The sequence below is a fragment of the Halobacteria archaeon AArc-dxtr1 genome, assembly GCA_025517425.1.
GTDB lineage: Archaea > Halobacteriota > Halobacteria > Halobacteriales > Natrialbaceae > Halostagnicola.
The window spans coordinates 273546-298923 of sequence record JAOPJY010000001.1; the positions used below are offsets into that span (position 1 = coordinate 273546).

At 63.2% G+C, this 25378-nt stretch carries 24 protein-coding genes, 2 tRNA genes and 1 pseudogene; 17 read left to right on the plus strand and 10 right to left on the minus strand.

What is annotated here, in order from left to right; all coding sequences use genetic code 11:
• Positions 1-53 precede the first annotated feature (53 nt).
• Positions 54-1958, plus strand: a complete 1905-nt coding sequence (locus OB905_01415) for an OB-fold nucleic acid binding domain-containing protein (GenBank protein ID MCU4924645.1) — start codon at positions 54-56, stop codon at positions 1956-1958.
• Between the two features lie 104 nt (positions 1959-2062).
• Positions 2063-2884, plus strand: coding sequence for a hypothetical protein (locus OB905_01420; protein ID MCU4924646.1), 822 nt, complete (start codon positions 2063-2065; stop codon positions 2882-2884).
• Between the two features lie 137 nt (positions 2885-3021).
• On the opposite strand, the gene OB905_01425 is transcribed toward OB905_01420, so the two are convergent.
• The gene (locus tag OB905_01425; protein MCU4924647.1) at positions 3022-3345 is read right to left on the minus strand and encodes a hypothetical protein; all 324 of its coding nucleotides are present in this window, start codon (positions 3343-3345) and stop codon (positions 3022-3024) included.
• A gap of 178 nt (positions 3346-3523) precedes the next feature.
• Between OB905_01425 and OB905_01430 the strand changes: the two genes are divergently transcribed.
• Together OB905_01430 and OB905_01435 are read left to right on the plus strand one after the other, a co-directional pair.
• Positions 3524-4474 carry an A/G-specific adenine glycosylase gene (locus OB905_01430; GenBank protein ID MCU4924648.1) on the plus strand — a complete coding sequence of 317 codons (951 nt, stop codon included), beginning with the start codon at positions 3524-3526 and terminating at the stop codon, positions 4472-4474.
• A gap of 76 nt (positions 4475-4550) precedes the next feature.
• Positions 4551-5141, plus strand: a complete 591-nt coding sequence (locus OB905_01435) for an NAD(P)H-dependent oxidoreductase (GenBank protein ID MCU4924649.1) — start codon at positions 4551-4553, stop codon at positions 5139-5141.
• Here OB905_01435 and OB905_01440 read toward each other — a convergent pair.
• Positions 5138-5782 (minus strand): hypothetical protein, encoded by a 645-nt coding sequence (locus tag OB905_01440; GenBank protein ID MCU4924650.1) that lies wholly within the window; start codon positions 5780-5782, stop codon positions 5138-5140. The genes OB905_01435 and OB905_01440 overlap by 4 nt on opposite strands.
• Before the next feature lie 336 nt (positions 5783-6118).
• On the opposite strand from OB905_01440, the gene OB905_01445 reads away from it, so the two are divergent.
• Together OB905_01445 and OB905_01450 are read left to right on the plus strand one after the other, a co-directional pair.
• The gene (locus tag OB905_01445) at positions 6119-6721 is read left to right on the plus strand and encodes a hypothetical protein (GenBank protein ID MCU4924651.1); all 603 of its coding nucleotides are present in this window, start codon (positions 6119-6121) and stop codon (positions 6719-6721) included.
• A 108-nt stretch (positions 6722-6829) separates the two neighbouring features.
• Positions 6830-7879, plus strand: coding sequence for a site-specific DNA-methyltransferase (locus OB905_01450; protein ID MCU4924652.1), 1050 nt, complete (start codon positions 6830-6832; stop codon positions 7877-7879).
• Positions 7880-7953: 74 nt separating this feature from the next.
• On the opposite strand, the gene OB905_01455 is transcribed toward OB905_01450, so the two are convergent.
• The 3 genes from OB905_01455 to OB905_01465 all read right to left on the minus strand — a co-directional run bounded on the left by OB905_01455 (position 7954) and on the right by OB905_01465 (position 11557).
• Positions 7954-9585, minus strand: coding sequence for a DUF1080 domain-containing protein (locus tag OB905_01455; GenBank protein ID MCU4924653.1), 1632 nt, complete (start codon positions 9583-9585; stop codon positions 7954-7956).
• Positions 9586-9723: 138 nt separating this feature from the next.
• The gene (locus tag OB905_01460; GenBank protein ID MCU4924654.1) at positions 9724-11295 is read right to left on the minus strand and encodes a DUF1080 domain-containing protein; all 1572 of its coding nucleotides are present in this window, start codon (positions 11293-11295) and stop codon (positions 9724-9726) included.
• 187 nt (positions 11296-11482) lie between these two features.
• Positions 11483-11557, minus strand: a tRNA-Val gene (locus OB905_01465).
• Between the two features lie 179 nt (positions 11558-11736).
• Here OB905_01465 and trpD point away from each other — a divergent pair.
• From trpD to OB905_01485, 4 genes are read left to right on the plus strand one after another with little or no spacing between them, the layout of a single operon-like run.
• Positions 11737-12747, plus strand: coding sequence for an anthranilate phosphoribosyltransferase (trpD, locus tag OB905_01470; GenBank protein MCU4924655.1), 1011 nt, complete (start codon positions 11737-11739; stop codon positions 12745-12747).
• Positions 12744-13400, plus strand: coding sequence for a phosphoribosylanthranilate isomerase (locus OB905_01475; protein MCU4924656.1), 657 nt, complete (start codon positions 12744-12746; stop codon positions 13398-13400). Before trpD ends, OB905_01475 begins: the two co-directional genes overlap by 4 nt.
• Before the next feature lie 6 nt (positions 13401-13406).
• Complete coding sequence (gene trpE, locus OB905_01480; protein ID MCU4924657.1) at positions 13407-15080, plus strand: anthranilate synthase component I; 1674 nt, start codon at positions 13407-13409, stop codon at positions 15078-15080.
• Positions 15077-15712, plus strand: coding sequence for an aminodeoxychorismate/anthranilate synthase component II (locus OB905_01485; protein MCU4924658.1), 636 nt, complete (start codon positions 15077-15079; stop codon positions 15710-15712). Before trpE ends, OB905_01485 begins: the two co-directional genes overlap by 4 nt.
• A 47-nt stretch (positions 15713-15759) precedes the next feature.
• On the opposite strand, the gene OB905_01490 is transcribed toward OB905_01485, so the two are convergent.
• Positions 15760-15933: a hypothetical protein gene (locus OB905_01490; GenBank protein MCU4924659.1), complete on the minus strand. Its 174-nt coding sequence runs from the start codon at positions 15931-15933 to the stop codon at positions 15760-15762.
• A gap of 413 nt (positions 15934-16346) precedes the next feature.
• On the opposite strand from OB905_01490, the gene OB905_01495 reads away from it, so the two are divergent.
• The 5 genes from OB905_01495 to OB905_01515 all read left to right on the plus strand — a co-directional run bounded on the left by OB905_01495 (position 16347) and on the right by OB905_01515 (position 21124).
• On the plus strand, positions 16347-19466 hold the full coding sequence (locus OB905_01495) for an adenosylcobalamin-dependent ribonucleoside-diphosphate reductase (GenBank protein MCU4924660.1): 3120 nt from the start codon (positions 16347-16349) through the stop codon (positions 19464-19466).
• Positions 19467-19563: 97 nt separating this feature from the next.
• Positions 19564-19848, plus strand: coding sequence for an NUMOD3 domain-containing DNA-binding protein (locus OB905_01500; GenBank protein MCU4924661.1), 285 nt, complete (start codon positions 19564-19566; stop codon positions 19846-19848).
• A gap of 165 nt (positions 19849-20013) precedes the next feature.
• On the plus strand, positions 20014-20454 hold the full coding sequence (locus OB905_01505) for an NUMOD3 domain-containing DNA-binding protein (protein MCU4924662.1): 441 nt from the start codon (positions 20014-20016) through the stop codon (positions 20452-20454).
• A 91-nt stretch (positions 20455-20545) separates the two neighbouring features.
• The gene (locus OB905_01510; GenBank protein MCU4924663.1) at positions 20546-20680 is read left to right on the plus strand and encodes a hypothetical protein; all 135 of its coding nucleotides are present in this window, start codon (positions 20546-20548) and stop codon (positions 20678-20680) included.
• Between the two features lie 90 nt (positions 20681-20770).
• Complete coding sequence (locus tag OB905_01515) at positions 20771-21124, plus strand: DUF5830 family protein (GenBank protein MCU4924664.1); 354 nt, start codon at positions 20771-20773, stop codon at positions 21122-21124.
• A gap of 18 nt (positions 21125-21142) precedes the next feature.
• Here the strand turns inward: OB905_01515 and OB905_01520 are convergent, their stop codons facing one another.
• Positions 21143-22234, minus strand: a complete 1092-nt coding sequence (locus OB905_01520; GenBank protein MCU4924665.1) for a hypothetical protein — start codon at positions 22232-22234, stop codon at positions 21143-21145.
• Positions 22235-22336: 102 nt separating this feature from the next.
• Between OB905_01520 and OB905_01525 the strand changes: the two genes are divergently transcribed.
• A tRNA-Met gene (locus tag OB905_01525) sits at positions 22337-22489 on the plus strand.
• 79 nt (positions 22490-22568) lie between these two features.
• Here OB905_01525 and OB905_01530 read toward each other — a convergent pair.
• Positions 22569-22736 (minus strand): annotated as a pseudogene (locus tag OB905_01530) (integrase core domain-containing protein).
• 383 nt (positions 22737-23119) lie between these two features.
• Positions 23120-24517, minus strand: a complete 1398-nt coding sequence (locus OB905_01535; protein ID MCU4924666.1) for a DNA photolyase family protein — start codon at positions 24515-24517, stop codon at positions 23120-23122.
• Positions 24518-24727: 210 nt separating this feature from the next.
• On the opposite strand from OB905_01535, the gene OB905_01540 reads away from it, so the two are divergent.
• Complete coding sequence (locus OB905_01540; protein MCU4924667.1) at positions 24728-24994, plus strand: hypothetical protein; 267 nt, start codon at positions 24728-24730, stop codon at positions 24992-24994.
• A 52-nt stretch (positions 24995-25046) separates the two neighbouring features.
• Here the strand turns inward: OB905_01540 and OB905_01545 are convergent, their stop codons facing one another.
• Positions 25047-25358: a hypothetical protein gene (locus OB905_01545; GenBank protein ID MCU4924668.1), complete on the minus strand. Its 312-nt coding sequence runs from the start codon at positions 25356-25358 to the stop codon at positions 25047-25049.
• Positions 25359-25378 lie beyond the last annotated feature (20 nt).

The following is a 25378-nucleotide window of genomic DNA, read 5'->3' on the forward strand; positions in this document are numbered from 1 at the left end:
CCGACAGCGGTCTTGACAAGGGTTATACGCGACCGTCGCAAATACCCGCCACAATGACAGCAGAGTCCGCCGGGGATTCCGGCGCAGACGACGGAGGTTCCGTCGTGTACGATCTCGCTCCCGACTGTACCGCCGATGACGTCGAGCCTGACACTCCCTATCTCGCCGAAATTAACGGTGTCGTCGAATACGGTGTCTTCGTCGATCTCTCCGACTCCGTCTCCGGTCTCGTTCACGAATCGGTTCTCGAGGGCACGTACGGCGTCGGCGACGAACTCGTCGTCACGCTCGAGGACGTCCGCGACAACGGCGATCTCGCCTTCGAGCCCGCCGACATCGACCCCGAGACCGTCGAGGCCGTCGCCCACGATTACACGCTGACCGGAACCGACCGCCTCTCGGCGACCGTCGGCGAGCAGATCCACCTCGAAGGCGTCGTCGTCCAGGTCAAACAGACCGGCGGCCCGACGATCTTCCACGTAGCCGACGAGCAGGGTGTCGTCCCCTGTGCGGCCTTCGAGGAGGCCGGTGTCCGTGCCTACCCCTCCGTCGAGGTTGGCAACGTCGTCCGCGTCACCGGGACGCCCGAGCGCCGCGAGGGAGCAGTCCAGATCGAAGTCGACGGACTGTCCGCACTCGACGGCGACGACGAACGCGACGCCCGCGAGCGCCTCGAGACCGCACTCTCGGAGCGCGCCCGTCCAAACGAAATCGAGCCGCTGATCGACTGGCCGGCCTTCGAGAAGCTCCATGATGATCTAGAGGAGGTTGCCACGCTCCTCCGGCGGGCCGTCCTCGAGGGACGCCCCATCCGGGTACGTCACCACGCAGACGGTGACGGTATGTGTGCGGCCGTCCCGGTCCAGATCGCCCTAGAGCGGTTCATCGCCGAGGTCCACGCGGACGCGGATGCGCCGCGACACCTCATCAAGCGTCTGCCCGCAAAGGCCCCCTTCTACGAGATGGAAGACGCCACGCGAGACCTGAACTTCGCGCTCGAAGACCGCGAGCGCCACGGCCAGCAGCTCCCGCTCCTGTTGATGCTCGACAACGGCTCGACGGCCGAGGACGTTCCGGCCTACGAGACGCTGGCTCACTACGACATCCCGATCGTCGCCATCGATCACCACCACCCCGACCCCGAGGCCGTCGGTGGCCTCTTGGACGCTCACGTCAACCCCTACCTCCACGACGAGGACTACCGGATCACGACCGGGATGTGCTGTGTCGAACTCGCGCGGATGATCGATCCGACGCTGACGAACGAGCTTCGCCACGTCCCTGCTGTCGCTGGCCTCGCGGACCGCTCGAAGGCCGATGCGATGACTGACTACCTCACACTCGCCGCCGAGGAGGGGTACGACGAAGCGCGCCTCAAAGACGTGAGCGAGGCGCTCGACTACGCGGCCTACTGGCTGCGCTACGACGCCGGCGACCGCCTGATTCGTGATCTCCTCAACGTCGACTGCGAGGACGAGGACCGACACCGAGAACTCGTCTCCTTCTTCGCCTCCCGCGCTCGAGAGGAGGTCGACGAGCAACTCGAGGCGGCAACGCCCCACGTCGAACACGAGACGCTCGAAAACGGTGCGCATCTCTACCGCATCGACGTCGAGAACTACGCCCACCGCTTTACGTATCCCGCCCCCGGAAAGACGACGGGCGAGATCCACGACCGCAAGATCGAAGAGACGGGCGATCCAGTAATCACGGTCGGCTACGGCCCTGACTTCGCCGTCCTTCGAAGCGACGGCGTCCGGCTCGACATTCCCGACATGGTCTCGGAACTGCAGGCCGAACTCCCGGAGGCGGGCGTCTCCGGGGGCGGCCACCTCGTCGTCGGCTCGATCAAGTTCCTGACGGGTAACCGCGAGGCGGTCGTCGACGCCTTAGTCGAGAAGATGGCCGACGCGGCTATCGACGAAGAGCTGTCGACGGCAGCGCCGATCGACGACTGAGACCGGCTCTGGAAGCGCTTTCGCGATGTGGTCGACCCGTTCGTTGTTTCTAACTGGAGTTCTGTCTAGACGTTTTATCATCTCTCGCTGAGAACTTTCTCGACATGACTTTCCAAGTCGGCACTGTCCTCTCTAAGACGGGGGAGCGGCTACTCACACCGATCGGCGCGATAGTGGTTCTAGGGTTGACGCTCGTCGGAATCGTCCAGACCATCGCGACGCAGGCCGTCGTGCAGGGATTTCTCGAGTGGATGCTGACCCAGTTGGACGATCCGACGATCCGAGAGGAGTTTTCGGCCGACGAACTCGCCGAACTGGAGGGACAACTCGAGTCGGCTATCGCAGACATCTCTCTGACGTTCGGTCTCTCGGCCGGACAGGGTGTTCTTCTGTGGGTACTCGGATTCGTGCTCTCGCTCGTCGTCGTCGTCGTCGCTATCAACGCCTTCGGTCACGGGCGTGACAGCCCAGCGCTCGGAGAGATCGACGGGTTCGGATGGAAACTGCTCAACCTGTTCGTCGGCTGGATCGTGTTCGGCGTCCTCTTCGTCATCGGGATACTGTTCTTCATCGTTCCGGGACTGGTGGTCGCGTTCGTGTTCGTGTTTTTCGCCGCCGCGGTCGTACTTGATGGCGACTCGTTCCTCTCTGCGTTCGCGTCGTCGTTCGGTGTGGTCCGTGAGAACCTGCTCGGGACGGCTGGCGTGATCGTACTCTGTCTCGGCGCCTTCATCGGTCTGGGAATCGTCGGCAACGTGTTCGGGGCCGTTCTGCCGAGTACCGCGGCGCTCGTCGTCGACGACGTGCTCACCGCGGCCGCACAGGGATTCGCGATCGCCCTCGTCACGGTCGCCTACGTCGCGGCGACCGGTGACGGTGCCGAGTCGGACGAGGCCCCCTCGTCCCCCGACGTCGCCTTCAAGTAGTCTCCTGAGGAGTGCTGATACGGGCTGTCGTATCCGTCTCCCGATACGTTCGGACGGCAGAGACCGGGTGGGCGGTACACGAGCCCGTCTGCAGTGAGTCGACCGGTCCCACGTCGTGGTCCTCTGTGAACGTGCGTTCAGAACTGGTATCGCCGCTCGTCGTCCATCGTCGGATACTGATTCGCCCCCGACATCTCCTCGTAGCTCATCCCCGAAAGATATTCGTCGTAGGTCACGTCGAAGCCCGAGCGCAGGTGGAAATCGAGCGCGCCGGTGTCGACGGTCGACTGAAAGAGCATGTGGATTGCCCGACGGACGAGTTCGTCGGTCTCGTCGGGACCGAGCGCGGTTTCGAGCAGTGCGAGTTCGTTTCTGGTCTCTCGGTCGAGCGTCACGGACAGCTCGTCGCCAAGCGCTGCGTAGCGCTCTGTCGTTTCGTCGGTCAGCTCGTCTAGGCTCATAGCGGTGATCACTCGAGCCCGGCGTTTATGGGTTTCGTGGTCGCTTCGGTCGGCAGACGACGCCGGTGGCTCCAGACTGCGACGCCGGGACGCTACTGCCGACTGTCACCGCGGGACCACCACTCATAAAGCGTCGCCATCCCAACCCCCGCCGATGACCGACGTGGACGGGGACGGAATGGATGGGGTCGAGGATGGTACCCTCCGGGACGAGAGCGAGTCCGAGTGGTCTCTGCCCGACGATCTGAACGCGGTGCGCGAGGCGCTGATCGCGTGGTACGAGGCCGACCACCGGGAGTTTCCCTGGCGACAAACCGACGATCCCTACGCCATTCTCGTCTGTGAGGTGATGAGCCAGCAGACCCAACTCGACCGCGTCGAGGAGGCCTGGGGTGCGTTCCTCGAGCGGTGGCCGACGACCGCCGAGCTGGCGGCGGCCGACCGGGCCGACGTCGTCGGCTTCTGGACCGATCACAGCCTGGGGTACAACAATCGGGCGAAGTACCTCCACGAGGCCGCCACACAGGTGGAAGTCGAGTACGATGGGTCTTTCCCGGAAACGCCGTCGGAACTGCAGGAGCTGATGGGCGTCGGTCCCTACACCGCTAACGCCGTCGCAAGCTTCGCGTTCAACGCCGGCGACGCCGTCGTCGACACCAACGTCGAGCGCGTCTGCTACCGCGCGTTCGACGTGCCCGACGACGACGCGGCGTTCGAGCGCGCCGCGAACGAGCTTCTGCCGACCGGCGAGTCGCGGGTCTGGAACAACGCGATCATGGAGCTGGGCGGCGTCGTCTGTGGGACACGTCCGCGCTGTGAGGAGGCGGGCTGCCCGTGGCGCGAGTGGTGTGGTGCCTACGCGACGGGCGACTTTACCGCACCGGACGTGCCGACCCAGCCGAAATTCGAGGGCAGTCGGCGCCAGTTTCGGGGTCGGGTGATCGCTACTTTACGCGAGTACGACGAACTCGAAATCGACACGCTCGGCCACCGGATCCGGGTCGACTACGCGCCGGACGGTGAGCACGGACGGGAGTGGCTCGGTGGCATCCTCCGTGATCTCGAGTCGGACGGACTCCTCTCTCTCACAGACGGCGAGGACGGGCTGGTCGCCAGCCTTCGGCGCTGATCTTCGCCGCTGGTTACCCGACCGCGTTCCTGCCCTCGTCGCCGCCTATTTGATAGCTCCCGCCGTTGTGGCCGTCATGAGCCCCAGCACGACGCACGTCGTTGGTCTCTGTGGTAGCTTACGCGAGGAGAGTTACACCCGGATAGCACTCTCTCGGACGCTTGCGGCCGCAGCCGACGCCGGCGCGACGACCGACCTCGTCGATCTCCGAGCGCTCGAGTTGCCGGTGTACGACGCCGACGTCGATGTCGAGGACGCCGGCGACGCCACAGAGTTGACCCAGCGCGTCCGCGAAGCCGACGCGATCATCCTGGGATCGCCGGTCTATCACGGCTCCTACGCCTCGCCGCTGAAGACCGCCCTCGACTACTGCGGATTCGACGAGTTCGCCGGCAAGACGGTCGGCCTGCTTGCGGTTGCGGGCGGCTCGTTTCCCATCACCGCCGCCGAGCACATGCGATCGGTCTGTCGATCGCTGAACGCCTGGGTGATTCCTCACGAGGCCGCAGTCCCACGGTCGAGCGAGGCGTTCGAGGACGGCTCGTTCGTCGACGAGTCGCTCGAGGATCGCGTGGCGACGCTTGGCATCCGGGCGGTGCAGTACGCCCGCATCGATCCAGATCCCGAGACATTCGAGAGCGAGCAGAACGTTGGTGCCGACGACTAGGGGACCGTTCGCCGAAATCGACATCGGTGGGCGGCGAACGCGACGAGAACGAATCCGGCGCCAGCGAGGTGAATCGCCTCGAGTTCGAGGGTAAACGTTTCCGGATCGAGGCCGAGGGGCGTAACCAGTACAGCCCACTCGACGAACCAGACCGACGAGAGCAACATCGAGGCGGCCAGCGCGAGCAGCGTTGCCGGGAGGAGCATCGGCAACACACCGCCTCGCTTGGTCTGAATGCCGACAATTCGTGGCTCGAGCCAAAACTGGGCGGTCAGCCCAGCGACGAGGATCAGCCCCGCGACCACGACTCCCGCAGCACCCCCGATCGACTCGGCAACGAAAAGCCAACTCACCCAGCCTGCGGCCAGAAACACCGCCAGAGCGACGCGGCCGGGCTGTAGCAGTTCGTCCACAGCGCCGACGAAGATGCCGAAGACACCGGTTCGAAGCACGCAGCCCACGACCAGGATTCCGAGGCCAACCAGCGCCGTCGACGGCGTTCGCGTACTGAGCACGAGCAGCAGAAACCAACTGTAGACGGCCACAGACTCGAGTATCGCCGCTGTGCTTGCGGCGACCGTTCCGACCAGTCGCCGGTGTGTCGTTTGGCCGAGCACCGTCGACTGTCGGATAACGCGCATATCATCCCCCTCATCGAGCCCCTGTTTCGTTATACAAGTGTTTATTGAGCGCAACGAGATCAGCGTCGTCGCAATCCTGCCCGTCGCGTGGCCTGCGTATACTACCCCAACGGCCGATTCCTCGATCCCCGCGTGGTGACGGCACAGCGCCGTGATTGCGGCGCCGCTCGGGGACGGCGCCGCTGACCCCCACCCTGTTACTCTCGTCTCCCGATCCGGTAGGCAGATCCTTCCCGAATTGTCCAGGTCGGTAGGCGCCGGATACGCGACAACTCGGGCACAAAATGACTCGAAACGTTGCACAGAACTATTTATTGGAACGTGGTCGGTGGGTGCATGCCCGATAGGGAACAGCGCGAGGAGTCGATTTCGGCCCTCGTCGTGAAGGAAGCCGTCGAGAGAGGCATGGAAACTGGATTCCGCGACCAGATCGTCGAGGCCGTCGACGAAGCCGACGGTGGCGGGTCGACCCCCACGACGAAGGTCTCACTGGCGAGTGCTCTCGTAGGACTCGGTGTCGCGATCGGTTATCTGCTCGGACGCGGTGACCTCCCCTCCGAGGATCTTCCGCTTGAGGAGATCGAGACCCCGGAGGCCGTCGAGGAAGCCACGACAGACGACACAGCCGAAGCGTCGGACGAGGACGACACCGAATCCGAAACGGACGCCGAATCGGGGCGCTCGAAAGTAATTCCGGCACTAGTCTTGCTCGCCGGCGCCGCTGCCGGGTTCGAGTTCCTGCGGCGGCGAATGGGCGGTGACGAGGAGTGGGAGCCGATCGAGGAGTTCGAACCGGCAACTGACGCGACCTTCGGTGACGAGGAGTCGGCGGATGACGAACAAGCAGAGACGTCCGACGACAAGGACGAGGCCGACTCCGACGAGGAAGCGTCCTCGGACGACGACTCCGGCGAGGCAGCCACGACGGACGAAGAGTAATCGACGGCTGTCGCTTACAGGCCGGTCGCGTGCGCTCGGACGGAGCGTGCTCGCTGTCCGCGCTGTCGGACGAAGAGCATAAGGTGGCGACGCCGACAGTCTCTGGCAATGGAGACGACCCACCACGTCCACGTCGGGGACTCCCGGACGCTTTCTGCCGTCGACGACGACTCGATCGAGCTCGTCGTCACGTCGCCACCGTACCCGATGATCGAGATGTGGGACGACCTCTTTTCGACGCTCGACCCAGCCGTCGGGGACGCGCTCGACGCCGAGGAGGGATCGCTCGCGTTCGAAGCGATGCACGCCCAGCTCGATCGCGTCTGGGACGAACTCGAGCGCGTCCTCGTCGACGGCGGTATCGCCTGTATCAACGTCGCGGACGCGACCCGGACGCTCGATGGGAGCTTTCGCGTCTATCCGAACCACGCCCGGATCATCGAAGCGTTCGAGGACCGAGGATTCGATCCGCTTCCGGACATCCTCTGGCGCAAGCCGGCCAACAGCGCCGCGAAGTTCATGGGTAGCGGGATGATCCCGCCGAACGCGTACGTCACGCTCGAACACGAGTATCTGCTCGTCTTCCGGAAGGGCGGCGATCGGCGCCGGTTCGAGCCCGGTGCCACTCGCCGCTACGAATCCGCCTACTTCTGGGAAGAGCGAAATCGATGGTTCTCCGACGTCTGGACTGAAGTCAGGGGCGAACTGCAGTCGTTAGAATCCGTCGACGAGGAGCTTCGCGATCGGTCGGGAGCGTATCCACTCGAGATACCCTACCGGCTGATCTGTATGTACTCTGCCTACGGCGACACCGTTCTCGACCCTTTCTGGGGAACCGGAACGACGACGCTCGCGGCGATGTGCGCCGGGCGAAACTCGGTCGGCTACGAACTTGAGGAGGGACTCTTAGAGCACTTTGCGGATCGACTCTCGGCGGTCGATAGGCTCGCGCGCGAGATCGGACGGGCACGCCTCGAACGCCACCGGGAGTTCGCCGCCGAACGGGAGACGGCCGGCGAGTCGCTTCCCTACGACGCAGACCACTATGACATCCCGGTGATGACGAAGATGGAGACAGAGATTCGGTTGCGAGCCATCGAGGCCGTAGCCGAGACTGCAGACGGATACCGGGTCGAACACGCTCCGCTCTCGTTCTGACGTTTTGCTCTCCGAACCTGCCGGAGTCCGACGCGTCGCTATCGGACGAAAAATAAAAAACCGCTCGTAACTGCTCAGTGGATCAGCGAGCGAGCCCAGGTGTTGCGGAAGTGGACGTCGCTGCCGTCCTCGGGTGGCTCGGCCAGCCGGATCTCCATATCTCCGTGATCTGCGTCGACGTTCGCCTCGTCGATGAGGAGTCGCGCCTGGACGATGACGCCGTTGACGAAAACGGTCGCCTGCGCGTCCTGGTCGTCGCCGGGCCCCTGGAAGATGACATCCATGGACTGCCACTCACCGGATTCGGTGACGGCGTCCCAGTCGGGGCCGACCTGGTCGGTGTAGGCGCCGGCCCACTCTTCTGCCTCGACGGGGTTGTCGTCGGTGTCTACGATCTGGATCTCGTAGTCGCCGATCTGGAGGCCGCTGTTGCTTCGCCACGGTCCCATCGCGTCGGCGTCGGCGTCGGCCTGCCACTCGACGTGGACCTGGCAGTCGCCGTACTCCTCGCCGCTCTCCCAGTCGCCGTCGCCGGCAGCGAGCGTCTCCTCGCCGTCGATCAGCACGTCGGCGTCTTCGGGCGCGGCGCCGGACTCTGTGCCTGGCTCGATCTGATCGGGCTGGTCGGGGTGGTCCGGATCCCACGAGTCCTCGTGGCCGTCGTACTCGTCTCGCTCTTCCCAGACGCCCCGCGTGCTCTCGTAGTAGGGCAGGTCGTCGTCTCCGTCCTCGACGGGCGACTCGGGCAGGTCGCGGAACCAGATGTTCCGGAAGTGACACTCGTCGTAGTCGGCGCCGTGGTCTTGCAGGCGCAGTGGCGCCTCATCCAGGAAGTTCCCGTCGTCGTCCATCGGATGGGGGTTCGTGTCGTTGTCGAACTCGTCTTCGAACACGTCGACCCACCAGTTCGGACCTGGCACGTCGTAGTGATTGACGACAGCCACGCCGTTCCAGAACACCGTCAGCTGTGGGTAGCGTTCCAGTTCGTTGTCCTCGTTGAAACGCGGGTTCCGCCAGATGATGTCGAAGGCGTTCCACTCGCCTGGTGGGTTGGCCGGAAGCACTTTCGGCACAGCACCGCCCTCTCCAGCACCGGCAGTGTAGAACGACCCGGAGTAGCCCGACGGATACGTTGGGTTGTTGTAGCTCTGGAGGACCTGTACCTCGTAGGTCTCCATCAGGAAGACGCCACTGTTACCTGGCCCCTGACCGTCGCCACCTTCGTCGATGTCGACGAACCCTTCGTACTCTTCGGGGACACGGTACTCGACGTGGACGTGACAGTCTCCGAGTTCTTCTTCGGTGCTGATGTCACCGGTACCGAGGTCGACTTCGAAGTAGTCGTCGTGTTCGTCCCACTCGGCGGGTTCGCCGCCGCTGTCGAAGGCTACCCAGTCGTCTAACGTAGCGTTCTCGCCGTCCCAGAGGATCGTCGCGTCCTCGGGTGCCTCAGCGCCGACATTAAGCGGGCTCGAGCCGGGGACGACACTCTCCGGCGTGTCGTCGGGCGCGTCGTACTCGTCCCACGGGTTGTCTTCGCCGTTGCCGTTCGGATCGTCGGCGTCGTCGCCGTTTGCGTCGTCACCGTTCTCCTCGTCGTCGTCACCGAGACAGCCGGCGAGGCCTGCGATACCGAGTCCGCCAACGGATTGGAGGATGCGTCGTCGTTCAGCCGATAGCGACTGGTTGTCTGTTGGTTCGTTCACAGACGCTATTATACTATTCTTGGATAAATATTTGCGGGGTGTCTCTCTGTTAGCTTTTAATCAGGTGTAGTCTCCCCCTATCAAAGAAACCAGTCCGTACAGGACGTTATTGCAGTTACAAGCGGTCTGTGTCGGGTTTTACTCGAGCGACCGGATCCAGGTATTCTGGACGCTAACGTCGCTGCCGTCTTCTGGTGGTTCTGCCAGACGGATCAAGCGGTCACTTTCCTCCTCGTCGCCAGCATTTGGCTCGTCGGTCCGGAGGCGCGACTGGACGACGATGCCGTTGAGCAGGGCGGTGATCTGGGCCGGACCGTCGTCCCGTGGTCCCTGGAAGACGACATCGAGTGCCTGCCACTCGCCGGACTCGCGCACCGCATCGTAGTACGGGCCTACGTGATCGGTGTAGGCGCCGGCCCACTCTTCTGCGTCGACAGGGTTGTCGTGGGTGTCGAGAATCTGGATCTCGTACTCACCGATCTGGAGACCGCTGTTGCTTCGCCACGGTCCCATCGCGTCGGCGTCGGCGTCGGCCTGCCACTCGACGTGGACCTGGCAGTCGCCGTACTCGTCGTCGCTCTCCCAGCCGCCGTCGCCGGCGGCGAGCGTCTCCTCGCCGTCGATCAGTACGTCGGCGTCACCCGGCGGATCGCCCGTCGTCCCGACGCCGCCGGGATCGACCATCTCCGGGAACTCTTCTCCGTGAGCGCTGTCGTACATGGGCATCCCGTCTGGATCGTCGAGGTCGACCGGCTCCTCGGGGAGGTCGTAGAACCAGATATTTCGGAAGTACGCCATGTCGTTCTCGGCCATGTGGTCTTGCAGGTAGAAGGGTACGTGTTCTAGGAACTCGCCGTCGTCGCCGGTGTGGTGGCCGTGCTGATCGTGGTCGAAGGGGTGGATTCCCGCCCAGTTCGGGCCCGGAACGTCGAAGTGATTCTTCACGCAAACGCCGTTGAAAAAGACCGTCAGCTGCGGGTAGCGGATCAGCTCGCCGTCCTCAGATCGCGGGCCGCGCCAGATGATGTCGAACTCTTGCCACTCGCCCTGCGGCCGGGCCGGCATCGCCAGGGTCGGCTCCGTGGCGTAGTACGAACCTGCCTCGTTCCCGGGCGAGGTTTCGTTCTCGTAGTTATCGAGAACCTGGATCTCGTAGCGCTCCATCATGAAGACGCCGCTGTTACCGCGGCTCTGTCCGTCGCCGCCGACCCACTCGGGGACCATCCACTCGATGTGGAGGTGACAGTCGCCCATCTCGCCGCCGGCGCCGTCCCACTCGGGGCGGATCTCGCCGGTCCCGAGGTTGACCTCGAAGTGGTCGTCCTCCTCGACCCACATCGCGTCGTCGCCGTCCTCGCCGTCGCCGCCCATCGGCGACGCCGTCGAGTGCTCCCACTGGTCGAGCGTCGCGGTGTCGCCGTCCCAGAGGATCGTCGCGTTCGCCGGCGGTTCGCGGCCGAGCCCGACGTTTTCCGTATCGACGCGCTCCGGCCACTCGTCCTCCGGTGGCGCGTCGTACTCGTCCCAGGGCTGCTCCTCGCCGTTTCCGTTCTCGGTATCGTCGCTGTCGTCGCCGTTTGGCTCGTCGTCACCGTCGTCATCGCCGAGGCAGCCGGCGATCGAGAGGGCGCCGAGTCCGCCGACGGTCTGCAGGATGCGCCGTCGCTGCATCCACTCGCTATTGCTATCAGTTGTCTCGGGATCGTCCATGAACTCACGTCTCTCACAGGACGCTATATATCTGCTGACGGATTTGATGAACAGTTATGATGGATGTGTCTGCGGGCTGTGTTCCTCTGACAACGGCGATCTTCTCGCTTCGCGAACGGCGAAGCCGTTCGCGGTTCCGTGGCGCTAACCCGCCACGCTTCGCTCGTCGTCGTTGTGTCGTCAGAAATGGGTTGGGGCAGATTTGAACTGCCGGCCTCCTCCATGTCAAGGAGGTGTCATAACCAGACTAGACCACCAACCCGCCTGGTTTTCTGCGCTCCGTCGCGGCGCGCATCTCGCAACTCATCGTTGCCCGCCGCCGTAATTGAAGGTTTCGAATCGCTGGACGTACGCGAGCCACCAGCATGGCGCCGTTCGGTACCCTTAAGTCGATGCACTCTTTTGGACATTGTAAGACAACTCCGTACATCGAGGATCACAATGAAAGAGTACGTCGAACACGTTACGGATGGATCGAATCTCTCCCAAGCGGAGGCGAGAGCGGCCTCGACGGCCGTTTTCGAGGAGGCAACGGAGGCACAGATCGGCGCCCTGCTCGCGGCACTGCGCGCGAAAGGCGAGACCGAAGCCGAGATCGCCGGCTTCGCGGAGGGGATGCGTGAGGCGGCGCGGACGATCGAACCGGACCGCGAGCCACTGGTCGACACCTGCGGGACCGGCGGCGACGACCACGACACGATCAACGTCTCGACGACCAGCGCCATCGTGGCGGCGGGTGCGGGCGTTCCGATCGCCAAACACGGGAACTACTCCGTCTCCTCCTCGTCGGGCAGCGCGGACGTACTCGAGGAGGTCGGCGTCAACGTCGAGGCCGAACCGTCGGCCGTCGAGGCCGCAATCGAGTCCGATGGCATCGGCTTCATGCTCGCACCCGTCTTCCACCCGGCGATGAAGGCCGTCATCGGTCCGCGACAGGAACTCGGTATGCGGACCGTCTTCAACGTCCTCGGACCGCTGACCAACCCCGCGGGCGCCGATGCCCAGGTCGTCGGCGTCTACGATCCCGATCTCGTTCCCGTGCTCGCGAACGCGCTCGCGCGTATGGACGTCGATCGGGCGCTGGTCGTCCACGGCTCCGGGACCGACGAAATCGCAATCCACGGTGAGACTCGCGTCGCTGAAGTCGATGGATCTGCTGTCGAAACCTACGAGATCGAACCGGCCGACGTTGGCCTTGACCGACACGCGATCGAGGATATCGCGGGTGGCACACCGGCCGACAACGCGGCCGACCTGCGCGGTATCGTTGCCGGCGACGTGACCGGCGCCAAGCGCGAGGTCATCCTCGCGAACGCGGGTGCGGCGATCTACGTCGCCGGCGAGGCGGACTCCCTCGACGCCGGCGCCGATCGCGCCCGCGAGGCGATCGAATCCGGCGACGCGGCGGCGATGCTCGACCGACTCTCCGACACAGTTCCGGAGGCTCAATGACCCGGGTCAAAGTCTGTGGTATCACGCAACCGGCAGACGTGCAGGTCGCCGCCGCCGCCGGCGCCGACGCAGTCGGCATCATCTGCGACGTTCCCGTCGAGACACCCCGGGAGGTCGACGTCGAGCGCGCCCGCGAGCTGGCCGCCGGTGCACCACCGTTCGTAACGACGGTGCTGGTGACCATGCCCAGAGATCCCGAGCGAGCCGCCGAGCTAGTCGACCGAATCCAGCCCGATGCGATCCAGCTCCACGGGGCGATCGAACCCGACGCGGTCGCCACGGTCCGGGCTAACCTCCCCGTCGACGTCCTGCTCGCGATCGACGCGGCGGACCTGGACGACGCAAACCGCTTTGACGACGTCGTCGACGGCTTCGTCGTCGACTCGACCGACGAGCACGGCGGCGGCGGCACCGGCGAGACCCACGACTGGGAGCGCACGCGCGACGAGACCGCCGACCTCGACTCGCCGGTCGTCCTCGCCGGCGGACTGACTTCCGACAACGTTGCCGACGCCGTCGAAGCGGCGGCCCCGTTCGGCGTCGACGTCGCCAGTGGCGTCGAGTCGAGCGGCGGCGTCAAGGACCACGACGCCGTTCGATCGTTCGTTGCGAACGCAAAGGCCCGCCGCGAGACGGCGGGCGCAGAACCCTGACTCACTATGGTTTCCCCAACACTCGACCTCGACCGAAGCGCGTTCCGCGAGCACGCCGGTGATCGCGAGGACCGGCCCGCCGTCGTCAGAACCGTCGCGACGCTTGACGTGGAGACGACGCCGCTTTCGGCCTACGCCGCCCTGACCGGCCGGTCGGAGACCAGCGATCGCGACCGATCTCCCTATGCCTTCCTCCTCGAGAGTGCCGAGAAGACCGCCTCGAGCGACCCCGACGGTGCCTTCCGTCCCAGCGCGGCACGCGCCGATCGCCACGCCCGGTTCTCCTACGTTGGCTATGATCCCGAAGCCGTGATCACGGTCGGCCCGGAGGGAGCCGACGTCGAGGCGCTCTCCGAGGATGCGCCGGTCGACCTGCTCGCGAACGGCGCGGACGGCGACACCGTCGATTCGCTCCGGGCGGCGCTGCCCGACGTGCGGCTCGCGAACGTCCCCGAGCACGACCGCCAACACTTAGAGGGCGGCTTGGTCGGCTTCCTCGCGTACGACGCGGTCTACGACCTCTGGCTCGACGAGGTCGGCCGCCAGCGACCGGACTCGCGCTTTCCCGACGCCCAGTTCGTGCTTACGACCAAGACGGTCGCGTTCGACGAGCGCGATGGGTCGATCACGCTCACGTTCACGCCGATTCTCGATGCCGACGACGATCCCGACGCGGTCTACGACGAACTCCGCGCGGAGGCCGACGCCGTCGCCGAAACGCTCGCCGCGGCCGACGAACCTGAAACCGGCGGCTTCGTCCGGCAAGGAGAGGGATACGCCGGCCCACAGGCGGAGTACGAAGAGAGCGTTCGTCGGGCGAAAGAGCACGTTCTCGACGGCGACATCTATCAGGGCGTGATCTCTCGCCGACGTGAACTCGAAGGCGAGGTCGACCCGCTTGGCTTCTACGAGGCGATGCGGGAGGTAAACCCTTCACCGTACATGTATCTCCTGGCACACGACGATCTCACGGTCGTCGGTGCCAGCCCCGAGACGCTCGTCTCGGTTCAGGGGCGCCGGATCGTCTCGAACCCGATCGCCGGCACCTGCGACCGCGGCTCGAGCCCCGTCGAGGACCGTCGGCTGGCCGGCGAGATGCTCGCTGACGGGAAAGAGCGCGCCGAGCACACGATGCTGGTCGACCTGGCGCGAAACGACGTGCGCCGGGTCGCCGAACCCGGCTCGGTCCGCGTCGAGGAGTTCATGAACGTCTTGAAGTACAGCCACGTCCAGCACATCGAGTCGACCGTGACGGGGACGCTCGCTGCGGAGGCGGACGCGTTCGATGCGACTCGGGCCGCCTTCCCGGCCGGGACGCTCTCGGGTGCGCCGAAGATCCGGGCGATGGAGATCATCGACGACCTCGAAGCGGAGCCCCGGGGGCTCTACGGCGGCGGCGTCGGCTACTACTCCTGGACCGGCGACGCTGACTTCGCGATCGTGATCCGGACGGCGACCGTCGAGGAGCAAGCGAGCGGGACCGACCTCATAACTGTCCGCGCGGGTGCGGGACTGGTTGCCGACAGCGACCCGACCGCCGAGTACGAGGAGACCGAGAAGAAGATGGGTGGCGTTCTCGCCGCCGTAGAGCGTATCGAGCAAGATGTCGAGGAGATTTCAGACTGGGACGAGTCGGCCGCCGAGGACGAGTCGACAGCGGAACCGGAGGTGTCGCGATGAGTGCAACGGTCTCGGGTGGAGACGACCGCCCGCACGTCGTCTTCGTCGACAACTTCGACTCGTTTACGTACAACTTGGTCGAGTACGTCAGCCAGCACGCCGAGACGACGGTGTTCAAAAACACCGCGTCGTTGTCCGAGATCCGCGCAGCCGAGCCGGACGCGATCATCGTCAGCCCCGGCCCCGGCCACCCGAAAAACGACCGCGACGTCGGCGTCACGATGGACGTCCTTCGTGAACTTAGCCCCGAAATCCCGACACTCGGAGTCTGTCTGGGACTCGAGGCGGCCGTCTACGCCTACGGTGGCTCGATCGGCCGCGCACCGGCGCCGATCCACGGGAAGGCCTCTGCGATCGATCACGACGGCGAGGGAGTCTTTGTCGGACTTGAGGACGGCTTTCGCGCGGGCCGGTACCACTCACTCGTTGCACACGACGTTCCCGACTGCTTTGAGGTGTCGGCGACCGCAGACCACGACGGACACACGCTCGTGATGGGTGTTCGCCACCGCACCCATCCGATCGAGTGCGTCCAGTTCCACCCCGAAAGCGTGCTCACCGCCGTCGGGCACGATCTGATCGAGAACTTCTTAGACCGTGTCTCGAAGCCGGCTGATGGCACAAGCGACTAGCTCCAGTCCGAAAACCGAACACTACTCCCACGTTCTGTTGCCGGCTCCTAGAACACGCCCAGATAGCCGGCGGTGTAGTACGATGCGAGGACGACCGCCGCGACGATGCCGACGCGGACAGCGAGTTTGATAGCGATGCGAATAGCGATAACGGCGACTGCGAACGCGGCCAGCGCCGCAAGAACAAGCAGTCCGGTCGACCCTGTCAATGCCTCAAGCATACCCGGGTATGTCGAACGAAAGTACGTAACCTTTCTGGTGTCGTGAATGACAACAATCCGTGAGTTGCGCGTCGAGTCGCCGTCGGCGCCTCTCCGAGATCTACGTTCCGACTCAGCCTGGGGGACGACCGCCGAGACCACTTTCGCTGCGGTCTGAAAATCGTTAAGACCGTTCGCCCCGTACCTACTGACAGGCGGTCAGACGGCCGTTTGACTCACGGCCCAGACCTCGTCACTACACAGAGTCTTCTATACAATTTCAGTTTCAGTACTACAAGCAAACACGAACTACAACATTACGTTTATATTGTATGCACGACTACCGAACCTTCGCCACGAATGATACACGCCTGGACCCGGACCCACGACAGAATCGGCGTACGAGGCCGCGGTAGCATCGAGGTGTCGCGCGCATGAGCGGCTCCGAGCTCTCCGCGGACGAACTGACGCTGCCGATCAAACGCACCGAGGGCGACACGCTCGAGGAGCGCATGACGGCCAACGCCTACCACAACATCCTCCCCGCCCGCTATCTCCGCAAGGACGCCGACGGCGAACTCGTCGAGACCCAAGAGGAGCTGTTCACTCGCATCGGCCAGAATATCGCACTCGCAGAAGTTCCCTACGAGGCCGCAAAGCGCGACGTCGAGATCACCGTCACGCCCGAGCAGTTAAAGCCCGGCCACCCCCGCCGAGACGAGCTCGCCGCGGAGGTCTTCGGTGCAGGAACGACTGCCGAAGACGACGTCGAGACCGCGCTCACCGAGCACAACGTCAACAAGTTCGCCTACGAGACCGTCGTCCCCGAGTTGCCCGCGGAGATCCGCGAGCACGTCGAGGACGTCGCCGACACGTTCGTCGAGGGGATGGAGAGTCTCTCCTTTATGCCGAACTCGCCGACCCTGATGAACGCCGGCGACGAACTCCAGCAGCTCTCGGCCTGTTTCGTCATGAGCCCCGACGACGACCTCTCGGACATCCACGAGACCGCCAAGAAGGCCGCGGAGGTCTTCCAGTCCGGCGGCGGCGTCGGCTACGGCTTCTGGCAGCTGCGCCCCTTCGGCGACTCCGTCGGCTCGACCGGCGGCATTGCGTCGGGCCCGATCACCTTCATGCGGACGTACGACCAGCTCTGTGAGACCATCGCGCAGGGTGGCACGCGACGCGGTGCCCAGATGGGGATCATGCGCGTCTCCCACCCCGACGTCATCGAGTTCATCCACGCGAAGAACAAGGACGTCTCCCTGGCTCACACGCTGCGACTCAACGACCCGGACGACTACACCTACACCTCGTTCTCGGAGGCCTTAGAAGAGGCCCGCGACCTCATCGACGAGGACGGCCGCGTCCCCAAACACCTCCGCAACGCCGTCGAGGGCCACCTCTCTAACTTCAATATCTCCGTCGGCGTCACCGACGACTTCATGGAGGCGCTCCAGAACGGCGAGGAGTACACGTTCACAAACCCGCGAACCGAAGAGCCCCACATCGCGACCGAAGAGACCAAAGAGATGTACGGCCGCTACGATCTCGGCGAGCACGTCGAGGTCGGCGAGCCGCTTTCGATCCCCGCCGATCTCGTCTGGGAGCGTATCGTCTCCGGCGCCCACGAGAACGGCGAACCCGGCGTAATCTATCTCGAGCGCGTCAACAAGGAACACTCCTTCGACGTCGAGGCCCACCCCGACCACCGGATCCTCGCGACGAACCCATGCGGTGAACAGCCCCTAGAGGAACACGAGGCCTGTAATCTCGGCCACATCAACCTCTCGACGGTCGCGGATCTCGACGCCCCGGACTGGCGCGTCTGGTCCGAGGAACACGGCGACGAGTACGACTCCCAGGAGGCGGCCATCGAGGCGTTCCTCGAGGACGCGATCGACTACGACGAGTTCGACGAGCGCATCGAGTACGGCACGCGCTTCTTGGAGAACGTCGTCACGATGTCTGACTTCCCCGTCGAGGAGATCGAGCAGACGGTTCGTGACATGCGCAAGATCGGCCTTGGTATCATGGGGCTGGCCCAGCTGTACATCCAGCTCGGCATCAAGTACGGCAGCGACGAGGGTGACGAGGTCGCCCGCCAGCTGATGACTCACATCAACCACGGCGCGAAAGCCAAGAGTCACGAGCTTGCCGAAGAGCGCGGCTCGTTTAACGACTGGGATGAGTCGAAGTATGCGAACCCGACCGAGTACCGCGAGTGGTTCGAGCACCAGACCGGCGAGGACGCCAACGACTGGGAAGGCGGCTTCCCGATCCGGAACCACAACGTGACCACCATCGCGCCCACGGGCACGACCTCGATGGTCGGCAACACGACCGGCGGCTGTGAGCCGATTTACAACGTCGCCTACTACAAGAACGTCACCGACGACGTGCAGGGCGACGAGATGCTGGTGGAGTTCGACGACTACTTCCTGCGCGTGCTCGAGGCCAACGACATCGACGTCGAGGCCGTCAAAGAGGAAGCTCAGGAGCAGATGGCGACCAACCAGTTCGACGGCGTCGAGGGACTCGAGACCGTCCCGAACGCTATCGGCGAGCTGTTCGTCGTCACCTCCGACGTCTCGGCGAAACAGCACGCGGCGGTCCAGTGTGCCTGCCAGAAGGGCGTCGACTCGGCGATCTCGAAGACGGTTAACGCGCCTAACGACTCCTCGCTCGAGGACGCCAAGGATGTCTTCGAATGGGTCTACGAGAACGGCGGTAAGGGCGTTACCTACTACCGCGACGGCACTCGTAGCAAGCAGGTGCTGACCACACGCGCAGACAACGCCGACTTCGCCGACGAAACCGAGGCCGCAGAGGCACTCGTCTCCCAGATCGACGAGATCTTCGGCGGGCTCGAAGCCTTCCTCGAGAGCGACGACGTCCAGGACAGCCTCGGGGACGATGCCGAACCGCTCGTCGGCGACGCTCCAGACCCCGTTCAGGTCGACTTCACCGAGAAGCGCGAACGACCCGACGCGCTTCAGGGCGTCAGCCAGCGCATCGACACCGGCTACGGGAAGGTCTACGTAACGATCAACGAAGATCCCGAAACCGGCCAGCCCTTCGAGCTGTTCGCGAACATCGGTCACTCCGGGGGCTTCACGAACTCCTTTACCGAGGCGCTGGCGAAGGTCATCTCGACCTCGCTGCGCTCGGGCGTCGACCCCGAGGAGATCGTCGACGAACTCTGTGGGACTCGAAGTCCCAAAGTCGCCTGGGACAAAGGCGAGCAGATCCAGTCCATTCCGGACGCCATCGGTACCGCGATGCGACGGTATCTCGACAACGAGATCGACAAGCCGTACCCGACCCAGCAGACCTTAGAGGACGCCGCCGACGCCGACACGACCGTCGAGTTCGACGGGCCGGAGACCGACGGCGGGGCAGCCACCGAGGCCCCTGCTGGCGATGCCGACGACGCCGTCCAGGACCTCATCGATGCCGGTGAATCCCCCGAGTGTCCCGACTGCGGCTCGCTCTCGCTGTACTACTCGGAGGGTTGCAAAACGTGCAATAGCTGCGGATGGTCCGAATGCTGACGCAGTAACGCGTTCGATACCGCTCAACTCTCGAAACAATCTTCCTATTTCGCTCTCCTGTTCGAGTTTTTACCCGAAGACGATCCCACACATTCGTATGGTAACGGTAGACGAGTGCCCCGCTTGTGGGAGATCGGATTTTAAGAATGAGTACGGAATTGGTATCCATCTCGTTCGGTATTGTGACAAGTGTACTGAATCTCAGAAAGAGTTCGGCCGAGAGCTGATCTCCGGGGAGAACCATCCGATGTATGGGTACAAAATGTCCGAAGAGACGAAACGAAAAATCGGCGAGGCGTCGTCAGGGAGAAAAATGCCAGAAGAGGCAAAACAAAAAATTAGCGATTCTCTGAGTGGACACGAGGTGTCGGAAGCGACTTGAGAGAAAATAAGTGAATCACTCCAGGGAGAACGGAATCCGTGGTATGGAGTTACCGGAGAAGACCATCCCAGGTACGGTGACTCATTCGAGCTAACTGAACAGAGCCGGAAACGACTGTCCCAATCACTCAAGGAGACCTATGCAGACGATCCGACCAAGCACTCGATGTATGGACGAACCGGAGAGGATCATCCGCTCTATGGCTACACCTGGAGTGATGAACAGCGGCAGAAATTGAGCGACGCGTTGCGGGGTACAGTTCCGGGAAAAACCAAACCACGCCAAGTCATAAAATCCAGACATGTCGTCAGAAATGGCTGGGAAGCCGCAATAGACCTAATTCTGCACGACTCACCGTTCGAATACTCGTACGAGGACGTTTCGTTCCAGTTGAGCGGTCAATCGTATACGCCGGACTTCGTAGCCGCAGGTGTGGTAATTGAAGTGAAAGGAATGGTATGGTCCGGGGACGACGATAAAGCCAAGACATTCATGGAGTTGTATGATCGCCCATACGTCGTCGTGGGTTCCGAGTTGCCATGCGACGAACACCTTCCGTGGGATGAGCGAGAACAGCTCCCTGGCGTCATCGAAGCACTTCGTTGACTAGGTACGCCTCTTTCAAAGGCGTTCCAGCCGTCCCCGATGAACAAATCAGACCCCGAAAATATTAGCACGTGATCGAATAAGACTCGATATGACCGCTGACAGGGATACTTCAGGTGACATTCCGACGTGTCCGTTCTGTGAGGCTCCCCTCTACAGGCGCCACTGCAAGTACGTCTGTCCCCAACACGGGGTCGTGATCGACTGCAGCGATCCGTTTCTCTAATTCTTCTCTGGCTCCGCCGACGCGTTCTCACGACAGATCACCGGTCCGATAGCCGGAACGCTTTTGCGAATCGCCGAAAAGCACCCACCGATGGACGACCGCGTCGAGCGTGGATTGGCCCTACTTGAGCGCTTAGAACACGAGTCGCTACCGCTGGCTGACGCCGTCGACCGGCTCGAGGCGGTGACCGCCGATCCCCACGTCGTCAGAACCACGCTGGACGAGGCGGAGCTTCGAGGCATTATCGAGCGCGAGGACGGGATTGTCAGGCCGAAGAGTCGCCAGTACGTCCGCTTTGGTGAAGACGTCGTGACCAAAGAGGGAGAGTTCACGTGTCAACGGTGCGGGTCGTCGCTGTCGACCGGCCACTTCATCGATCTCGATGCGGGCGAGATCGGACCCTTCGGCTCGTCGTGTATTCGAAAAGTCACGGGTCGAGAGTAACGCTGAGACGGCCGTCCGTTACCGTCCGCGACGGAGCTCTTCGATGAGTTGTTCGATCGTCTCTTGTTGGTGTTCGAGCAGTGCGTGTTGCTCTTCGATCGCCTCTTCGAGGTGGTCGATCCGCTCGAGCAGGGCCGGATCGGTGGTGTCTGCGGGCTCGAATCCGCTTCCCTCGAAAACGTCGGCGTCCGCGGTTGTAGCTGTCTGCTCGTCGGTGTCTGGATCGGCGGTGCTCACGGATTGGTGTGCCTGGCCGCCGTCCTCACTCGCTGCGGTGCTGGTCAGCGGTTGCGATTGGTCGGTCGTCGGCTCCGACGCCGAATCTGATACCCCACCGAACCCGGAGAGCGGGTCGTCTGTCTCGGACGACGGCTCTGTGGCCGCCTCGTCGTTGCTCTTGTCAGCGCTGCTCGCGCTCAGGGGTTCGACGCCCTCGCCGAAGGCAGATGCGGGATCGGCTGGGTCGTCGTCGGTCTCGTCCTCGACTGCGAGCTCGTCTAAGGATCCGACGCCGTGGTACGAGCAAATCGCGCGCTCGAGGCGCTCGCGAAGATCGTCGGCGTCCTCGTTGGGTGCTTTGATCCGCTGTGGTCGCCCGTCGACGACGAGGACGATCTGGGTCGCGACGTTCCCGTCCTCGATCGAGAGGTCGGATACCTTATCGAAGTGATACTCCTCGAAGTCGCCGTCCCAGACTGCCTCTCCGATATGTTTGACCAGTCGGTTGCTGGTGAGGATCACCGTGAGCTCGCTAAAGCGGTAGGTCTGTACCACGGATTCGCCGGGCTCGGTGATTCCGTTGCCGCTCAACACGCCCGCGAGCACGGCGTGGAGGGTACTCTCCGTGCTACTGGATGGAACGGTAAACTCGTGCGTTCCCTCGAGCGTGTACTCCAGCCCGATTCGCGTCTTGCGTCGGCCCTCCGAGAGAGTCAGCCGGTCGGCGTCGTGTCCGTACTCTTCGACCGTCTCGTCGCTCAGCAGGCCGTCGGCACGGTAGACGATCGTCCGCGTCGGTGTGACAAACAGCTCGTCGTCGCCGCCCAGAGAGACGCGAGTAGCGACGTCCTCGCCGTCGAGAGTGGAGTGTACGATCTCGGGAACGCTCATGCTGGCGGGTTGGTTAGGCCTCGTGATAAATCCGTGGGTGTCCGTTGCACGCGAGTTTCGAATGGGAAGGTTAAAGAAACGGACCCGACTACTCGAAGATGAGCCCGGGTGGCTTAGCTGGACATAGCGCCGCACTCATAGGGTTCAGAGATTCGGTGCGGTTTCGCCTTGGAAGCCTGCGTGTCCCCCGAGGACTCTGCCGAGCCTCGAACCTGGGACATGCGGAGATCGAGGGTTCGGAGCCCTCCCCGGGCACTGACTTTCTACACGACGTCACGAGTCGGAGACGAATGAGAACGCCGAGTTCGGGATCTCTCGAACAGGAAGGCACTGTCTAGTTTCGCACCTCGTCAGCTGGCGATCGTCCATCAAGCGATTGATGCGGTCTCTGATGGTTGGAGTAATGTACAAACTGCTCAATCCAGTTACGGGTGCTCCGCCAACTGCCCACCCAGGAGTTATCGAAACGGTCAACTCGCATTTTGAAGGTGTGGACAAACTGATTCGGTAAACACAGGAACTAAACTAGGATGTAGTTCACTCAAGTAGCTGTTTGACCATAGAATGCACCATATTCACACGTGGACAGCTACCGGCCCGGTGTAGATCTCTCGAACGGGATACTGACGATCAACTGCTCAAAATCGAGATAGATGGTGTGGGGTCTGCTAGGGACGGGTGATGGTGGTTTCGTTGTCCCACAGAGTGTGCTCACCGTGGTTCACTAGTGAGCGTTTGAATGTTCGGTCAGTTGTATATAATCCTTTGGCACATTCTGATTGTCTGGGAGCGTGGAGTCCGGTCCAAGTACGGGCGTGACGCAGCCGGCGTCGATTTCAGTGACGACGGCACGTTTTGGAGTTCGGTGGGGGAACACGCCCGTCTTCACTCCTCCCCACGTGCTGTCTGGAACATCTCCAGGGCCGCCTCCCGGCGCGTCGCGTGGTCGACGATGGGATCGGGGTACGAAGGAGCGATCTCGGCGCGCTCCTCGGCAGGAAGCTCCGACCACTCGTGGATCGCCTCTGTCGGGGCATCGCGAAGTTCGGGGACGTACTCGCGGATGTAGTCGGCGTCGGGATCGTAGCGTTCCCCCTGCGTCGTCGGGTTAAAAATTCGGAAGTATGGCTGGGCGTCGGTACCGGTGCTGGCTGCCCACTGCCATCCGCCGCTGTTGTTCGCCGGATCGTGATCTGCGAGACGCTCGCGGAACCAGGCGTACCCCTCTCGCCAGTCGATCAGCAGATCCTTCGTGAGGAAGGAGGCGACGACCATCCGGACGCGGTTGTGCAGATATGCCTCCTCGCGAAGCTGGCGCATTCCGGCGTCGACGAACGGATAGCCGGTCTCGCCGCGTTTCCAGGCGTCCAGTCCCTCGGGGTCGTCGGCCCACTCGATCGGGTTCTCGTACTCGCGGTAGTTTCGGCTCACGACACGGGGGTGAGCTGCCAGCACATGGGTGTAAAACGCCCGCCAGGCGAGTTGAGAGGCGAACTCCTCACAGGAGTCGGCACCGTCTGCATCGGGCGCCGTATCTGTCGCCTGCTCGACAGCCTCACAGACGGTTCGGATACCGATCGTTCCCCACCGGAGGTGGGGGGAGAGTCGCGACGTGCCCTCCTCGGCAGGGTAGTCGCGTGCCGCCTCGTAGTCGTAGATTGGGGCCTCACAGAACGCCTCGAGCAACTCAGCTGCGACCGCCATGCCGCCGTCGGGAACCGTCGCCGCAGGCTCCTCGAAGCCGAGATCCGCCGCTGTGGGAAGGGGGTCGCCCTCGACGGTCGCGAGTTCGGTCTCACTCGGCGCCTCGTACGGCGGCGTCTTCTCGCGGTCGCGCCACTTCTTCCAGAAGTACGAGTAGACCGCGTATGGCTCGCCCTCGTTGGTCGTGATCGAGCCTGGTTCGTGGACAATCGCGTCGTGGTAGGCGGCTGATTCTACGCCGACGTCGGTAAGTGCCGCCTCGACGTCGGCGTCACGCGCTCGCGCCAGGTCCGAGTAATCTCGGTTCCAGACGACGCGATCGCAGCCGTACTCGGTCGCAAGCGACGGGATCGCCTCTCGCGGATCACCCGTCGCGATCACGAGGTCGCTCCCTCGCTCCCGGTACCACGACCGGAGATGAGAGAGCGAATCGAGCATGAACGCGACTCGTGGAGACGACGCATACTCGAGAACGTCCGGATCGAAGACGAACGCGGGGACGACGGTATCTGTCGCGGCTACCGCAAGCCCTCGATTATCGGTCGACCGGAGGTCGCGACGGTGCCAGTGGAGTTCCATGGGCCGAGAACGGACGCTATGACCGTATAAGTGGAGATTTTCTCTCAGAGACGATGTGTGTCTATCAATGTGTGTCTATCAGTGTCACAGTGAACTCGTATGAATCAACTGCCGGTGACGAGTATGGGGCACCAAGTTTTCAGACGAGATTATACCCACACACATATATAATTATAAACTATTATGTATTGTTAGACCGTCCATTCGACTATGGAACACTCGAATCGGGATACCAAAATGATTCGGGGGACCTACGATTGGTCCCAAACGGTGCCGAGCCTGGCCGTTCTCGACGCCATCGCAAAACTGGAAGGGGTGGCCACTCCAGCGCTTCAGATCGTGTTGTACGATCACATCGACCCCGACGCTCTGGACGCGCTCCTCACGACTGAGAAAGCTGTCACCGTTCGGTTTCAGGTCGAGGGATACCAGATTCAGATCGTTGGTGACGAGCTAACTGTTTCGCTGGTATACTGACTCAGAGAGCCCACCATCGATGGCCCTCTCTGTGCCAGACTCGACAGACCGGTCAGGTCGTCACACTCGCGATCGCCTCTTCTATCTCTGACTGAGCGTCTGGCCACTGCGTTTCGATCCACTCGATCGTCGCGACGATGTCCATCCGAAGTTCGTACTCGTATTGTTCTTTCAGACAGTCGGCGTACTTCGAGGCATCTGTCTCACTGTCGGCGTCGAGGATCTCGGTCGACTCGACGCAGTCTTCGGGTTCGTCATCGGGCGCGATATCGCTTTGATCGATCGAAATAGCAACTGCGCCAGCCGGTCCAACGAACAGCGCCGCCGTAACGAGGAGAGCGATCAGTGCGGTCACCAGACGCATATGTACTGGGGTGGACCATG

What these genes read in the sequence shown, in the direction of transcription:
- OB905_01415 (MCU4924645.1), top strand. Translation starts at nt 54, where the DNA reads ATGACAGCAGAGTCCGCCGGGGATTCCGGCGCAGACGACGGAGGTTCC.
- OB905_01420 (MCU4924646.1), top strand. Translation starts at nt 2,063, where the DNA reads ATGACTTTCCAAGTCGGCACTGTCCTCTCTAAGACGGGGGAGCGGCTA.
- OB905_01425 (MCU4924647.1), bottom strand. Translation starts at nt 3,345, where the DNA reads ATGAGCCTAGACGAGCTGACCGACGAAACGACAGAGCGCTACGCAGCG.
- OB905_01430 (MCU4924648.1), top strand. Translation starts at nt 3,524, where the DNA reads ATGGATGGGGTCGAGGATGGTACCCTCCGGGACGAGAGCGAGTCCGAG.
- OB905_01435 (MCU4924649.1), top strand. Translation starts at nt 4,551, where the DNA reads ATGAGCCCCAGCACGACGCACGTCGTTGGTCTCTGTGGTAGCTTACGC.
- OB905_01440 (MCU4924650.1), bottom strand. Translation starts at nt 5,782, where the DNA reads ATGCGCGTTATCCGACAGTCGACGGTGCTCGGCCAAACGACACACCGG.
- OB905_01445 (MCU4924651.1), top strand. Translation starts at nt 6,119, where the DNA reads ATGCCCGATAGGGAACAGCGCGAGGAGTCGATTTCGGCCCTCGTCGTG.
- OB905_01450 (MCU4924652.1), top strand. Translation starts at nt 6,830, where the DNA reads ATGGAGACGACCCACCACGTCCACGTCGGGGACTCCCGGACGCTTTCT.
- OB905_01460 (MCU4924654.1), bottom strand. Translation starts at nt 11,295, where the DNA reads ATGGACGATCCCGAGACAACTGATAGCAATAGCGAGTGGATGCAGCGA.
- trpD (MCU4924655.1), top strand. Translation starts at nt 11,737, where the DNA reads ATGAAAGAGTACGTCGAACACGTTACGGATGGATCGAATCTCTCCCAA.
- OB905_01475 (MCU4924656.1), top strand. Translation starts at nt 12,744, where the DNA reads ATGACCCGGGTCAAAGTCTGTGGTATCACGCAACCGGCAGACGTGCAG.
- trpE (MCU4924657.1), top strand. Translation starts at nt 13,407, where the DNA reads ATGGTTTCCCCAACACTCGACCTCGACCGAAGCGCGTTCCGCGAGCAC.
- OB905_01485 (MCU4924658.1), top strand. Translation starts at nt 15,077, where the DNA reads ATGAGTGCAACGGTCTCGGGTGGAGACGACCGCCCGCACGTCGTCTTC.
- OB905_01490 (MCU4924659.1), bottom strand. Translation starts at nt 15,933, where the DNA reads ATGCTTGAGGCATTGACAGGGTCGACCGGACTGCTTGTTCTTGCGGCG.
- OB905_01495 (MCU4924660.1), top strand. Translation starts at nt 16,347, where the DNA reads ATGAGCGGCTCCGAGCTCTCCGCGGACGAACTGACGCTGCCGATCAAA.
- OB905_01500 (MCU4924661.1), top strand. Translation starts at nt 19,564, where the DNA reads ATGGTAACGGTAGACGAGTGCCCCGCTTGTGGGAGATCGGATTTTAAG.
- OB905_01505 (MCU4924662.1), top strand. Translation starts at nt 20,014, where the DNA reads ATGTATGGACGAACCGGAGAGGATCATCCGCTCTATGGCTACACCTGG.
- OB905_01510 (MCU4924663.1), top strand. Translation starts at nt 20,546, where the DNA reads ATGACCGCTGACAGGGATACTTCAGGTGACATTCCGACGTGTCCGTTC.
- OB905_01515 (MCU4924664.1), top strand. Translation starts at nt 20,771, where the DNA reads ATGGACGACCGCGTCGAGCGTGGATTGGCCCTACTTGAGCGCTTAGAA.
- OB905_01520 (MCU4924665.1), bottom strand. Translation starts at nt 22,234, where the DNA reads ATGAGCGTTCCCGAGATCGTACACTCCACTCTCGACGGCGAGGACGTC.
- OB905_01535 (MCU4924666.1), bottom strand. Translation starts at nt 24,517, where the DNA reads ATGGAACTCCACTGGCACCGTCGCGACCTCCGGTCGACCGATAATCGA.
- OB905_01540 (MCU4924667.1), top strand. Translation starts at nt 24,728, where the DNA reads ATGGAACACTCGAATCGGGATACCAAAATGATTCGGGGGACCTACGAT.
- OB905_01545 (MCU4924668.1), bottom strand. Translation starts at nt 25,358, where the DNA reads ATGCGTCTGGTGACCGCACTGATCGCTCTCCTCGTTACGGCGGCGCTG.